The 13,097-nt window shown below is 73.8% G+C and carries 12 protein-coding genes, 2 tRNA genes and 1 pseudogene; 8 read left to right on the forward strand and 7 right to left on the reverse strand.

Translation table 11 applies throughout. From position 1 onward, the window contains the following. Positions 1 to 21 precede the first annotated feature (21 nt). The 4 genes from DMP17_RS44820 to DMP17_RS44835 form a co-directional block, all read right to left on the reverse strand. Positions 22 to 95: transfer RNA gene (locus tag DMP17_RS44820), tRNA-Asp, on the reverse strand. Between the two features lie 40 nt (positions 96 to 135). Beyond that, a tRNA-Glu gene (locus tag DMP17_RS44825) sits at positions 136 to 208 on the reverse strand. Positions 209 to 328: 120 nt separating this feature from the next. After that, on the reverse strand, positions 329 to 547 hold the full coding sequence (locus DMP17_RS44830; RefSeq protein ID WP_062399816.1) for a hypothetical protein: 219 nt from the start codon (positions 545 to 547) through the stop codon (positions 329 to 331). A 185-nt stretch (positions 548 to 732) separates the two neighbouring features. Beyond that, a complete protein-coding gene (locus DMP17_RS44835; protein WP_337832661.1) occupies positions 733 to 2,094 on the reverse strand; it encodes a GDSL-type esterase/lipase family protein in 1,362 nt (453 codons plus the stop codon). Between the two features lie 190 nt (positions 2,095 to 2,284). Here DMP17_RS44835 and DMP17_RS44840 point away from each other — a divergent pair, with 190 nt between their 5' ends. The 8 genes from DMP17_RS44840 to DMP17_RS44875 all read left to right on the forward strand — a co-directional run bounded on the left by DMP17_RS44840 (position 2,285) and on the right by DMP17_RS44875 (position 10,117). After that, complete coding sequence (locus tag DMP17_RS44840) at positions 2,285 to 4,174, forward strand: propionyl-CoA synthetase (RefSeq protein ID WP_337832662.1); 1,890 nt, start codon at positions 2,285 to 2,287, stop codon at positions 4,172 to 4,174. Between the two features lie 149 nt (positions 4,175 to 4,323). After that, positions 4,324 to 4,581, forward strand: coding sequence for a hypothetical protein (locus DMP17_RS44845; protein WP_337832663.1), 258 nt, complete (start codon positions 4,324 to 4,326; stop codon positions 4,579 to 4,581). A 95-nt stretch (positions 4,582 to 4,676) separates the two neighbouring features. Beyond that, a complete protein-coding gene (locus DMP17_RS44850; RefSeq protein WP_062399810.1) occupies positions 4,677 to 4,868 on the forward strand; it encodes a ferredoxin in 192 nt (63 codons plus the stop codon). A gap of 96 nt (positions 4,869 to 4,964) precedes the next feature. After that, positions 4,965 to 6,590: a long-chain-fatty-acid--CoA ligase gene (locus DMP17_RS44855; RefSeq protein ID WP_337832664.1), complete on the forward strand. Its 1,626-nt coding sequence runs from the start codon at positions 4,965 to 4,967 to the stop codon at positions 6,588 to 6,590. Between the two features lie 25 nt (positions 6,591 to 6,615). Further along, positions 6,616 to 7,800 carry an MFS transporter gene (locus DMP17_RS44860; protein ID WP_337832665.1) on the forward strand — a complete coding sequence of 395 codons (1,185 nt, stop codon included), beginning with the start codon at positions 6,616 to 6,618 and terminating at the stop codon, positions 7,798 to 7,800. A gap of 76 nt (positions 7,801 to 7,876) precedes the next feature. Continuing rightward, on the forward strand, positions 7,877 to 8,848 hold the full coding sequence (locus DMP17_RS44865) for an ATP-binding cassette domain-containing protein (RefSeq protein ID WP_337832666.1): 972 nt from the start codon (positions 7,877 to 7,879) through the stop codon (positions 8,846 to 8,848). Continuing rightward, entirely contained in the window at positions 8,845 to 9,663 is an 819-nt protein-coding gene (locus DMP17_RS44870) for an ABC transporter permease (RefSeq protein WP_374203828.1), read from the forward strand. The genes DMP17_RS44865 and DMP17_RS44870 overlap by 4 nt, the downstream gene beginning before the upstream one ends. Before the next feature lie 67 nt (positions 9,664 to 9,730). Beyond that, positions 9,731 to 10,117 carry a DUF1304 domain-containing protein gene (locus DMP17_RS44875; protein WP_226364641.1) on the forward strand — a complete coding sequence of 129 codons (387 nt, stop codon included), beginning with the start codon at positions 9,731 to 9,733 and terminating at the stop codon, positions 10,115 to 10,117. Positions 10,118 to 10,251: 134 nt separating this feature from the next. Here the strand turns inward: DMP17_RS44875 and DMP17_RS44880 are convergent, their stop codons facing one another. The 3 genes and pseudogenes from DMP17_RS44880 to DMP17_RS44890 all read right to left on the reverse strand — a co-directional run bounded on the left by DMP17_RS44880 (position 10,252) and on the right by DMP17_RS44890 (position 13,064). Next, the gene (locus tag DMP17_RS44880; protein ID WP_337832667.1) at positions 10,252 to 11,385 is read right to left on the reverse strand and encodes a DUF4190 domain-containing protein; all 1,134 of its coding nucleotides are present in this window, start codon (positions 11,383 to 11,385) and stop codon (positions 10,252 to 10,254) included. A gap of 105 nt (positions 11,386 to 11,490) precedes the next feature. After that, positions 11,491 to 12,306, reverse strand: a pseudogene (locus DMP17_RS44885) (DUF72 domain-containing protein). Further along, positions 12,303 to 13,064: an alpha/beta fold hydrolase gene (locus DMP17_RS44890; protein ID WP_337832668.1), complete on the reverse strand. Its 762-nt coding sequence runs from the start codon at positions 13,062 to 13,064 to the stop codon at positions 12,303 to 12,305. Before DMP17_RS44890 ends, DMP17_RS44885 begins: the two are co-directional and overlap by 4 nt. Positions 13,065 to 13,097 lie beyond the last annotated feature (33 nt).

Genomic DNA, 13,097 nt, shown 5'->3' on the forward strand with positions numbered 1-13,097 from the left:
CCGGAGATCCAGAGAGTGGAGCGACCCAGACGGGACTCGAACCCGCGACCTTCGCCGTGACAGGGCGACGCGCTAACCAACTGCGCCACTGGGCCTTGCTCTCGCGAGAAGCATCGTATCCGATACCTCTCCCGGTACCCCCAACGGGATTCGAACCCGCGCTGCCGCCTTGAAAGGGCGGAGTCCTAGGCCGCTAGACGATGGGGGCTGGGACCAGGCCCGGGGGCCTCGACCTTCCCTCAACGGCTGTCCGTTGGGAGTGAGGAAACCTTACGACACCGCTCCGAGAGGCTCTGCAACCACCCCCCGGTTCCGGCGTCGCCGCAGGTCAGCGAGCCACGGGTGGCGGCTGTTCCGGGTTGCCGGAGATCAGCCCCAACATGTCGAGCAGCTCGCGCAGGTCTTCGGAGTCGTCCGAGTTCCGGGCGACGACGAGCCGGGCGCGCTGCACCTGGTCGTCGGAGACCTTGAAGGCGTCGGCCGCGTTCCGCGGCGCCGGAATGGAACTGGTGTCGTCGTCGATGCCGCGCTTCGCGCCGATGGTCACGAGGCCTCCCCGTAGGCCGCCAGGACCTGCTCCGGGCCCGTCCGTGGGACGCGCCGCGTGCCGGTGTCCGTCGGTACCGCCACGTGTTGTGGCCGTGACCAAGACGTTACCCATCGTGCGGGGGCCCCGCACGCCCCTTCCCGGGTGACGGCCGGTCACCCAGCGCTGCGCGGGACGGGTGCGGCTCAGCGATCCGGCGAGACCCGGCAGGGGCTGCCGGACAGCTCCCCGACCGGCACGGATGCCGCCAGCGCCCGGTACCCGGCGGGCGACGGGTGGAGCCCGTCGCCGGAGTCCAGGTCGGGCCGGAGCCGGAGCGGGTCACCCGGGTCGCCCAGTGCGGCGGCCGCGTCGATCACCCCGTCGGCCCAGCGGCGGCCGTCCGAACGGAGCCAGCCGTTCACCTCGTCCCGGGCCGCGACGGCCGTCGGGGAGGCGCGACCGCCGCTGGCCGACGGCGGGATGGTGGTGAGGAACACGCGCAGCCCCGCGGCGCGGGCGCGCTGGGCGAAGCCCTGCAGCCCGGCGACGAGGTCACCGCCGGCCGCGCCGGCGGCGAGGTCGTTGGTGCCGACGAGCAGCACCACGTCGCGCACGCCGGGGACGGCGGCCACGTCGTCGTCCCAGCGGGTCGACGGCGCGTCACCGCCGGCCGGCGGGTCGTCCTGCAGCAGCTGGTTGCGCGACAGCCCCGCGTTGAGCACGATCATCGGCCGGTCGCCGCCCGCCGCGGACAGCCGGGCGGCGAGCTGGTCGGGCAAGCGGTCGTCGCCGCCGGGGGTGGAGCCCACGCCGTCGACGAGGGAGTCCCCGATCACGAGGACGGCGCCGTCCGGGCGGGGCGCCAGGACCTCCAGACCGGTCAGCACCGGCCAGGACTGCAGGGTCGTGTCGAAGCCCGCCGCGTCCGGCGCCGCGGTGCGGTCCCCCGGCCCGGACAGCCACGCGGTGCGCATCGCGACCGGGTGCGAGCCGATCGTGCGCGGCACCTCGGCGAGGAACAGGCTCACCGTCAGCGGCACGCCCGCCGCGGCGGCAACCGGTGCGGGATCGGTCAGCACCTCGGCACCCGCCGGGATGTCGGCCACGGGGGCACCGCCGACGGTCAGCGGGACCGGCCGGGTCACCGCGGCGCCCGGGCCGGTGGCGCCGACGGTCATCGCCGCGATCCGCAGCGGCCCGTCGCCGTGCCGGTTGGACAGCCGCAGCCGCAGCTCCTCCCCCGCCGCGCCGGGCCGCACCACCATCCGCAGCGTCCGGCCGGCGAGGCTGTCGCCGGGGACGGCCTGCTGCGCGGCGTGCCAGGCGGCCGTCCAGCCGGGGGTGCACGTCGTCGCCGCGGCCGCTGCCGGGACGACCGACGGGACCGGGGCGCAGCCCGCGGCCACGAGCCCGGCGAGCAGTGTCCCGAGCACCGCCGCACCGGCGGGACCCCGCCTGCCACGCCACCGGACCGCACCGTCGTCGGGCCGCACCGGCACCGCCTCTCGTCCGTGGGCCCGCCCGCGGATCGGACGGGTCCCCCACGCGCTGTGTCGGGCCGTCACCCGATCACGTTACGGATCTGCCCGGTCACACTGCGACGATCGGCGCATCGTCGTCGACGAACGGCCTGTCCGTCCGGAGCGGTCCGCCCACGAGAGGGCTGCACACTGTCGGTGTCACCTCCTAGGGTCGTCGGCGACACGAGGGGCGGCCACCGTGGGCCGCCGGGATCGCCAGGGGAAGAGGACGACGGTGGCCGCCTACGAGGAGATCTTCCGTTCCAGTGTGGACGACCGTGAGGGCTTCTGGCTCCGCGCGGCCGACGGGATCGACTGGGACGTCGCCCCGACCCGCGCGCTCGACGAGTCGAACCCGCCGTTCTACCGCTGGTTCCCCGACGGCGAGCTGAACGTCGCGTACAACGCGCTCGACCGGCACGTCGACGCCGGGAACGGCGACCGCACGGCCCTGGTGTACGACTCGCCGGTCACCGGGTCGCGGCGCTCCTACACCTACGCGGAGCTGCGCGACGAGGTCGCGCTGTTCGCGGGCGTGCTGCGCGACCAGGGCGTCGGCCACGGCGACCGGGTCGTCGTCTACATGCCGATGGTCCCCGAGGCCGCGATCGCGATGCTCGCCTGCGCCCGCCTGGGCGCCGTCCACTCGGTGGTCTTCGGCGGGTTCGCCGCCAAGGAGCTCGCCGTCCGGATCGACGACGCCGGGCCCAAGGTCGTCGTCTCGGCGTCCTGCGGCATCGAGGGCAAGCGCGTCATCGAGTACAAGCCGCTGCTCGACCGGGCGATCGACCTGTCGGACCGCAAGCCCACGTCCACGGTGATCCTGCAGCGCGAGCAGGCCACCGCGCAGCTGGGCCCGCCCGACGTCGACTGGGCCGAGGCCGTCGCCCGCGCCACGCCCGCCGACCCGGTCCCGGTGAAGGCCACCGACCCGCTCTACGTGCTCTACACCTCCGGCACCACCGGCAAGCCGAAGGGCGTGGTGCGCGACTCGGGCGGCTACGCCGTCGCCCTGGCCTGGTCGATGCCCAACATCTACGACGTCGGCCCCGGCGAGACGATCTTCACCGCGTCCGACGTCGGCTGGGTCGTCGGCCACTCCTACATCGTCTACGCGCCGCTGCTGGCCGGAGCGACGACCGTGCTCTACGAGGGCAAGCCCGTCGGCACGCCGGACGCCGGCCAGTTCTGGCGGGTCGTCCAGGAGAACGGGGTGAAGTCGGTCTTCACCGCGCCCACGGCGTTCCGGGCGATCAAGAAGGAGGACCCGAAGGGCGAGTTCCTCGGGCAGTACGACGTCTCCTCGCTGAAGTACCTCTTCCTCGCCGGCGAGCGCCTCGACCCCGAGACCCACCGCTGGGCCTCGGACCTGCTCGGCATCCCCGTCATCGACCACTGGTGGCAGACCGAGACCGGCTGGCCGATCGCGGCCAACCCGGCGGGCATCGAGCTGCTGGAGATCAAGCCCGGCTCCCCGACCCGTGCCATGCCCGGCTGGGACGTCCAGGTCCTCGACGAGCGGGGCGACCCGGCCGAGCCCGGTGTCGACGGCGCGATCGTGGCGAAGCTGCCGCTGCCGCCCGGTGCGTTCCCGACCCTGTGGAACGACGACGAGCGCTACGTCAGCTCCTACATGTCGGCGTTCGAGGGCTACTACCTCACCGGCGACGGCGGCCACCTCGACGCCGACGGCTACGTCTTCGTCATGGGCCGCACCGACGACGTCATCAACGTCGCGGGCCACCGTCTGTCCACCGGCGGGATGGAGGAGGTCCTGGCCTCGCACCCGGACGTCGCGGAGTGCGCGGTGATCGGCGTCGCGGACACCATGAAGGGGCAGATCCCGCGCGGGTTCGTGGTGCTGAAGTCCGGCGTCGACAGCGACGCGGAGGGCTACGAGGACGGGCTGCGCGCCGAGCTCGTGCAGATGGTGCGCGACCAGATCGGCGCGGTCGCCTCCCTCAAGGACGTCGCGGTCGTCCCGGCCCTGCCCAAGACCCGCTCCGGCAAGATCCTGCGCAAGACGATGCGCGGGATCGCCGACGGCGTCGAGGAGCCGGTGCCCTCCACCATCGACGACGCGTCGGTGCTGGACACGCTGCGTCCGGTGCTGCGCAGGGAGTGAGCGCCCTCCATCGGGTGGTCCGGATGCACCCCGCTTGACCCGGATCACCCGATGGCGGTAACGGCGGACGGCCGCGACCCGATGGTTGGTCGACGGCCGCTGCCGCTCCCCGGCATCCCCCCGCGCGGTCGTCGACGTGGAGGTGTGCCGTGGACCCGGCGCGACTGCGACTCGCGGCACTGGCCGCCCCGGTGGTGCTCGGCGCCCTGCTCGGCGTGGCCGCGATGCTCGAACCCGACGAGGTGCGCCTGCCCTCGATCGGCAGCATCCCGGTGACCACCCGGGCGACGACCGCGATCCTCACCGGGGCACCGCACACCACCCCGCCGCCGACGCCCGTGCAGGCCCGCGCGAACCTCGCGCCGCAGCCGTTGCCGACCGCCGCCCAGACCCGCGACAGCCGCTGACCTGCGGCCTTCCCGAGCGGGGAAGGGAAGCATAACCGCAGGTCAGGGGGCCCTCAGTCCTGCGGCGTCGTCCCGGCGGGGGCACCATGGACGTCATGAAGGTCATCGTGGATTTCGACCGCTGCGAGAGCAACGCGGTCTGCATGGGTGTCGCGCCGGAGGTCTTCGAGGTGCGCGACGACGACTACCTCTACATCCTCGACGAGAACCCGGCCGAGTCGCTGCGGCCGAAGGTCGAGGAGGCGGCGCGGAGCTGCCCCAAGGCCGCCATCACGATCGAGGGCTGAGCCCAGCGCCAGGACTGAGCCGGCGCAGGTTGCCGGGCACTCCTCGCGGCGAGCAGGATCGCGGCGACGAGTGCACCGCCTGCGAAGGAGCCGACCGTGACACAGGGCGCGACGACCGACGTCTGGACCACCCCGCTCACCCCGCTGGCCTTCCTGGGCCGCTCGGCCGAGGTGTTCGCGGAGTCCACGGCGATCGTCTACGGCGACCGCAGGCACACCTACGCCGAGTTCGCGGCGGAGGCGACCCGGGTGGCGAACGCACTCGCCGCGTCGGGCGTCGAGCCCGGTGACCGGGTCGCCTACCTGCTGCCGAACGTCCCGGAGATGCTCGTCGCGCACTTCGCGGTGCCGCTCGCCGGCGCGGTCCTGGTCGCGATCAACACGCGGCTGTCGACCGAGGAGGTCCGCTACATCCTGGACCACTCGGCGGCCACGGTGCTGGTCGTCGACGCCGTCCTGTACGAGACGGTCCGCCCGGTCGCCGACGAGCTGGCCACGGTCCGCGAGATCGTCACCGTCGTCGACCCGGCGGCGCCCGGCGACGGCGTCGGCTCCGGGACCAGCTACGCCGACCTGCTCGCCCGCGGCTCGGACGACCAGCGGCCCTGGGCCGTCGACGACGAGCGCGCCACCATCACGATCAACTACACCTCGGGGACGACCGGCAACCCGAAGGGCGTCGAGTACCACCACCGCGGTGCGTACCTGAACTCCTTCGGCGAGATCGTCCACTCCGGGCACACCGCGGACAGCGTCTACCTGTGGACGCTGCCGATGTTCCACTGCAACGGCTGGTGCACCCCGTGGGCCGTGACGGCGATCGGCGGCACCCACGTCTGCCTGCGCGAGGTCCGGGGCGACACCATCTGGCGGCTGATCGGCGAGCACGGCGTCACCCATCTCAACGGCGCCCCGACCGTCGTCACGACGATCATGAACGCGCCCGAGGCCGTCACCCTGGGCTACCAGCTGGTGATCACCACGGCGGGGGCGCCGCCGTCGCCGACCACGATCCTGCAGATGGAGCGGATGGGGTTCCGGATCGTGCACGTGTACGGGCTCACCGAGACCTACGGGCCGTACTCGGTGAACCAGTACCAGCACGCCTGGGACGACCTCGACGCCGAGGAACGCGCCCGGCTCCAGGCCCGCCAGGGCGTCGGCATGGTGTGCGCGGACCGGGTGCGGGTCGTCGACGAGCAGATGGCCGACGTCCCCCGCGACGGCGCCACGATGGGCGAGATCGTGATGCGCGGGAACAACGTCATGAAGGGCTACCACCGCGACCCCGAGAAGACCGCCGAGGCGTTCCGCGGCGGCTGGTTCCACTCCGGGGACCTGGGCGTCGTGCACCCCGACGGCTACGTCGAGCTGCGCGACCGCGCCAAGGACGTGGTGATCTCCGGTGGGGAGAACATCTCCACCGTCGAGGTCGAGCAGGCCGTCGTGTCGCACGACGCGGTGCTGGAGGCGGCCGTCGTCGGGGTGCCGGACGAGAAGTGGGGCGAGGTCTGCAAGGCCTTCGCCGTGCTCAAGCCGGGGCGGTCCGCCGAGCCCCAGGAGATCATCGACCACGTCAAGACGAGGATCGCCCGGTACAAGGCGCCCAAGTACGTCGAGCTCGTCGACGAGCTGCCCAAGACCTCCACCGGCAAGGTCCAGAAGTTCGAGCTGCGCGAGAAGGAGTGGGCAGGTCGCGGGGACTCCCGGATCCAGGGATGACGCAAATCGGTTAGCGTTGCTGAACGTGAGCATCGCAACCGAACCGGGCACGACGGACGTCGCGGCGCCGTCCGCCTTCCGCGTCGCCTCCGGCGCGGTGATCGTGACGACGGCATCGGTGCTCCCGGTGTTCCTCACCGGCGCCCTGTCGGTGCAGCTCTCGCGCGACCTGGCCTTCGACCCGTCCGGGCTGGGCCTGGTCGTCGCGCTGTACTTCGGGGTCAGTGCGCTGTGCTCGCTGCCGGTCGGCATGGTCGTCGAGCGGGTCGGGTCGCGGGTGACCAGCCGGATCGCCGTCGTCGGGGCGGCGGTGCTGATGGCGGCCCTGGCGCTGGGCGCGCGGTCCTACGTCGCGCTCGTCGTGCTGCTGCTCTGCGGCGCCTGGTGCAACGTGATGGGCCAGCTGTCGTCGAACCTGACGCTCGCGCGCTCGGTGCCCGCGCACCGGCTGGGGCTGTCGTTCGGGGTGAAGCAGGCCGCGATCCCGGCGGCGACGCTGCTGGCCGGGCTGGCCGTGCCCGCGGTGGCGCTGACCGTGGGCTGGCGCTGGGCGTACGGGATCGGCGCGGTGCTGGCCCTGGCCGCGCTGTTCGCGTGCCCCCGCACCGACGCCCGTCCGGCGGCCCGCACACGGAAGGGCGACCGGGCGACGGCCGCGCTCGCGGTGATCGGCGCGGCCTCCGGGCTCGCCGCCGGGACGGCCACCGCGCTCGGCATCTTCCTGGTCGCCTCGGCGGTGGACCGCGGGATCGACCCCGGTACGGCCGGGCTGATGCTGACCCTCGGCAGCGTCGTCGGGCTGTCGGTGCGGATGCTGCACGGGTGGCTGGCCGACATGCGCTCGGGCGGCCACGTCGCCGTCGTCGCGGCGAGCCTCGCCGCGGGCGCCGGCGGGTTCCTGCTGCTCGCCGTGCCCGGGACGCCCGCGCTGGTCGTCGGGGTGGTGCTGGCGTTCGGGCTGGGCTGGGCGTGGCCGGGTCTGCTGCAGTTCGCCGTGGTGCGGCTCAACCCGTCCGCCCCGGCCGCGGCGACGTCGATCGTGCAGGTCGGTGTCTACGCCGGCGGTTTCGCCGGACCGATCGTCTTCGGCTCGCTCGCCACCCACGCGGGCTTCCCGACCGCGTGGACGGTCAACGCCGTCGTGATGCTGGTGTCGGCGGCGTTGATGCTGGTCGGGCGACGGATGCTGGTCGCGCACGCGCGTCGCTGAGCGGAAACAGGGCCGGAACTGTCGGGGTGATAGGGCACAGTGGCGTCCGCTCAGGCCTTCCGAGGGGGACATCACGATGCCGGACGCGATCCGCGCCACGGGACTGGTCAAGACCTACGGGTCGCTACGGGCACTCGACGGGGTCGACCTGTCGGTGCCGGAGGGGACGGTGCTCGGCCTGCTGGGTCCGAACGGCGCCGGGAAGACCACGGTCGTCCGGGTGCTGACCACACTGCTGACACCGGACGCGGGCGAGGCCACCGTGGCCGGCGTGGACGTGCTGGCCGACCCGGCCTCGGTGCGCAGCCGGATCGGGCTGTCCGGGCAGTACGCCGCGGTCGACGAGTACCTGACCGGCTTCGAGAACCTGGAGATGGTCGGGCGGCTCTACCACCTGGGGCGCCGCCGGGCCCGGGAGCGGGCCCGTGAGCTGCTGGCCGACTTCGGCCTGACCGACGCCGCGGACCGTCCGGCCCGGACCTACTCCGGTGGGATGCGCCGCCGGCTCGACCTGGCCGGGGCGCTCGTCGCCGACCCGCCGGTGCTGCTGCTCGACGAGCCGACCACCGGGCTGGACCCGCGCAGCCGCAACGACCTGTGGGACGTGATCCGCGGGCTCGTCGCGCGCGGGACGACGCTGCTGCTCACCACCCAGTACCTGGAGGAGGCCGACGCGCTGGCCGACGAGATCGTGGTCATCGACCACGGCCGGGTCATCGCCCGCGGCACCGCGGACGAGCTGAAGTCCCAGGTCGGCGGGGAGCGCCTGGAGGTCACGACCAGCCTGGCCGACGACCTGGAGCCCACCGCCGCGCTGCTCGCCCCGCTCGGCGTGGGTGAGGCCGTGCTGGACCGGCACCGCCGCTCCCTGACGATGCCGGTCAGCGGCGGGGTCGAGGTGCTGCGCGCCGCGCTGGACCGGCTCGCCGACGCCGGCACCAAGGTCGACGACGCGGGGCTGCGCCGCCCGACGCTCGACGACGTCTTCCTCACCCTGACCGGGCGCCCCGCCGACGAGGCGGACCAGGCCGAGGAGCCGACCCCGTGAACGCCGCCGCCACCATGCTCGCCGACGCCTCCGTCGTCGCGAAGCGCAACCTGATCAAGATCAAGCGGGTGCCGGACCTGCTGGTCTTCACCACCCTGTCCCCGATCATGTTCGTGCTGCTGTTCGCCTACGTCTTCGGCGGCGCGATCGACCCGACCGGCGGCGGGGCCGGGTACCGCGAGTTCCTGATGGCCGGGATCTTCGCCCAGACCGTCATCTTCGGGGCCACGAACACCGGCGCCGGGCTCGCCGAGGACGTCAAGAAGGGCATCATCGAGCGGTTCCGCTCGCTGCCGATGTCGTCGTCGGCGGTGCTGACCGGCCGGACCCTGTCCGACGTGGTGAACAACCTGATCGTGCTGGTCGTGATGTCGCTGACCGGGCTGCTGGTCGGCTGGCGCATCCACACCTCGGTCGGCGAGGCACTCGCGGGGTTCGCGGTGCTGATCGTGTTCGCCTACGCGTTCTCGTGGGTGATGGCGTTCGTCGGGCTGCTGGTGCCGAGCCCGGAGGTCGTGAACAACGCGTCGTTCATCGTGATCTTCCCGGTGACGTTCCTGGCGAACACCTTCGTGCCGCTGAACTCGCTGCCGGGGCCGCTGCGGGTGTTCGCCGAGTGGAACCCGGTCTCGGCGGTCACCGCGGCCGCGCGGACCCTGTTCGGCAACGACGGCGCGATCCCGGCGTCGGCGTCCGCCTCGGACGCCTGGCCGCTGCAGCACCCGGTGCTCTACGTGCTGATCTGGTCGGTCGTGATCGTCGCGGTGTTCGCACCGCTGGCGAGCCGGCAGTACCGGCGGGCCGCGAGCCGCTGACCCCGCCTGCGCCGGTCCCACTACGGTCCCCCTGCGGCGGAACGGTTCCGCCGCGGAGGGGGCCGTCGTGATCGTCGCCGGGCTGGTGCTGACCGGGATCGGGGCACTGATCCACGTCTACATCTTCGTGCTGGAGTCGCTGCTCTGGACCACCGACCGGGCCCGGGCGACCTTCGGTACGGACCGCGCGGAGGCGGAGCAGACCCGGGCGCTGGCGTTCAACCAGGGCTTCTACAACCTGTTCCTCGCCGTCGCCGTGCTGCTCGGGACCGTGGTGTTCGCGACGGGCGCCCGCAGCGTCGGCGCGACGCTGGTGTTCACCGGGGCGGGCTCGATGGTCGCCGCCGGTCTGGTGCTGCTGCTGTCGGACCCGTCGAAGCGGCGGCCGGCGTCGATCCAGCTGGGGCCGCCGCTGCTGGGCGTGCTGGCCCTGGCGGTGGGGCTGGCGGTCTGACCCCGGACGTACGGAGGCCCTCCCCGGGCGTCCCCGGGGAGGGCCTCGTCGTCCGTCGGGACGCTCGTCGTGCGTGACCACTCCAGCGACTGCGCGGGCGCGTCGCTGTGGAGCGTCCCGGCGTACGTCCGGGGTCAGCCGACCTGGTTGAGCCAGGCTCCGCGGCTGTTGGAGAAGTCCATCGCGTCGTAGAGCAGGACGTACTGCCCGGTCGCGCCGCTCGGCCGGTCGAAGCAGACGGTGCCGGTCGTGGTGCCGCCGGGCGCCAGCTGGCCGGCGGAGAGCAGCGAGTCGGAACCGAGCAGCGTGGTCATCAGCGCCGCGCCGTTCGGGTCCTGGAGCTTCCAGTCGAAGCCCCCGTTGAAGGACTCCGTACCGGATCCGGTGTTGGTGTAGGTGACGTCCGAGCACAGGGTCTGCCCGATGGTCGAGTCGCCCGGCTTCAGCGGGGTGGCCGCGATCTGCAGGTTCCCGACGGTCAGCGTCCCCCCTGCATCGGCGACCACGTCGTCGGCGGTCGCACCCGGGAAGGCGCCCGACGCGTCGCCGGAGGCTGCCGACCCGGCCGCGGCCGGAGTCGCCGTCGAGGAGGTCGCCGGCAGACCCGACACCGCGGCGGCGAACACCGACGCGTAGAGCACGCAGACCACGAGCCCGATCGCCGAGAGCACGGTGCCCGCGATCGCGACGCCGCGGTTGTCCGCGCGGCCCCTGCTCGCCCGGACGACACCGAGCACACCGAACAGCAGGCCCAGCAGCACCAGCGGCCAGGCGATCATCCCGATGATCGGGATGAAGGAGAACAGCAGGCCCAGGATGCCGAGCACCAGCGCGGTGACGCCGAAGCCGTTGCGCGGCGCGACGGCCGGTGCGACGGCGGGGGCCGCGGTGCGCTGCTGCGGGACGCCGGCCCGCTGGGCCGCGCTCGGCCAGGGCTGCGCGCCGGCGGCCTGCTGCTGGGGGCCGCGGGCCTGCTGCTGCGGCAGCCCACCCGGGTTGGTGCGGCCGAAGGGCGGCCCGCCGAAGGGGACCTCGGGGTGGCCGTCGTAGTAGGGGTTCGGGTGCCCGCCGGAGTGCTGCGGCCGGGGCTGGTGGTGCGGCGCCCAGCCCTGCGGCGCGGCACCGCGCGGGTCCTGCGCGTACTGCTGCTGGTGGCGGCCGGGGCCCTGGGGGCCCGGGTACTGCTGCGGGACACGGTGCGGGCCGGACTGCTGCTGCGGCGGGCCGGAGAGGTCCGGGGCGCCGTGGCGGTTCTGCGGAGTGGTCACGTCACGGCTGTCGCGGCGACGGCGGCCCGCGTATCAGCCGGCCCGCCCTTATCAACAAATGTGAGGACAGGTCCGTTCGGCCGTGCGGGCACAGGACCGAACAGGTCAGCCGAGGCGGTCGAGCAGAGCCCGGGCGTCGGTCGGTGCGTGGACCTTCGCGTCGTTGTCGAAGTAGCAGACGACGTCGTGCCCGGCGTCGCGCCAGGCCCGGATGCGGTCGGCCCAGCCGTCGAGCGCCCCGGCGGTGTAGCCACCGGCGTAGAGCTCGCCCTGGCCGTGCAGCCGCAGGTAGACGAGGTCGGCGGTGACCTCGTCGAACACCGGCCAGGTGCCCGCGGAGTCCGACAGCACCAGTGCGACCCCGTGCTCGCGCAGCAGCGCGGTGAACGCCGGGTCCCGGAACGACGGGTGCCGCGGCTCGACCGCGTGCCGCAGCGGACGGTCGGCGTCGGTCTCGACCAGCACCCGGCCGTCGAGCCGCTCGTCGTGCATGGTCGCGGCCCGGGCGGCGGCCGTGGTGCTGGCCGGCAGCAGCTCCAGGAAGCGGGCCACCCGGTCGGCGTCGAACCGCATCCGGGGCGGCAGCTGCCACAGCACCGGGCCCAGCGCCGGCCCCAGGCCGAGCACCCCGGAGGCGAGGAAGTTCGCGACCGGCACCGCGACGTCGCGCAGCTGCTTGAGGTGCGTCACGAACCGCGGGCCCTTCACCGCGAACACGAACCCGGCGGGCACCTGTTCGGCCCAGGCGCGCTAGCTCTCCGGGCGTTGCAGCGAGTAGAACGACCCGTTGATCTCGATCGAGGTGACCTGCCGGGACAGGTACTCCAGCTCGCGGCGCTGCACCAGCCCGGGCGGGTAGAACGTGCCGCGCCACGGCGGGTAGCGCCATCCCGACGTGCCGACCAGCACCGTTCCGCTCACGTGCCGCCGACCAGCCCGCGCAGCGCCGCGGCGGCCGCGACCGGGTGGGTCACCGGACCGTCGTGGCCCCCGGGCAGCTCGACCAGGCCCCGTCCGATCCCGGCCGCCAGCGCCTCGGCGCACCGGTGCTCCCAGCGCCCGCGCGACTCGTAGCCGCCGGTGGGGATCACCCGCACCCCGCTCGCGGTGACGTCGGCCGGGTCGATCCGCGCGGCCCGCACGGCCGGGACGTCGTGGCGCAGGAACCGGCGCAGCGCGGGCTCCGGGTTCCCCGACGGCGGCTCGGGCCGGTATCCGGGCTCGACCGGGTCGTCGCCGGAGGTCAGCACGGCCATCATCCGGATCGCGGCGCCGATGTCGTCACGTGCGACGAGGTCCGCGACCCGGTCCATGGCGGCCTCGCGGGCCGCGTCGCGGACCAGGTCGGGCAGCGGCGGCTCGTGCGCGACGAGCGTCGTGACCAGACCCGGGTGCCGGACGGCGAGCAGCAGCCCGATCACCGCGCCGATGCTCACCCCCACGACGGCCGCGGGTCCGGTGCCGGCCAGCAACCCGGCGGCGTCGTCGGCGTGTGCGGCGAGCGGGACCGGGCCGTCGTCGGCGGTGCTGCGCCCGATCCCGCGACGGTCGTAGGTGAGCACCCGGTGGGTCACGGCCAGCTCGTCGACGAGCATCCGCGCCGCGCCCGCCTCAGACGCGCCGCCCTGGATCAGCAGCAGCGGCGGTCCCGACCCGGTCACCTCGTGGTGCAGGGGCACGCGTCCTCCCGGGCCGGTCTCGGGGCGACCGGA

The sequence above is a fragment of the Pseudonocardia sp. TMWB2A genome (genome assembly GCF_017312135.1).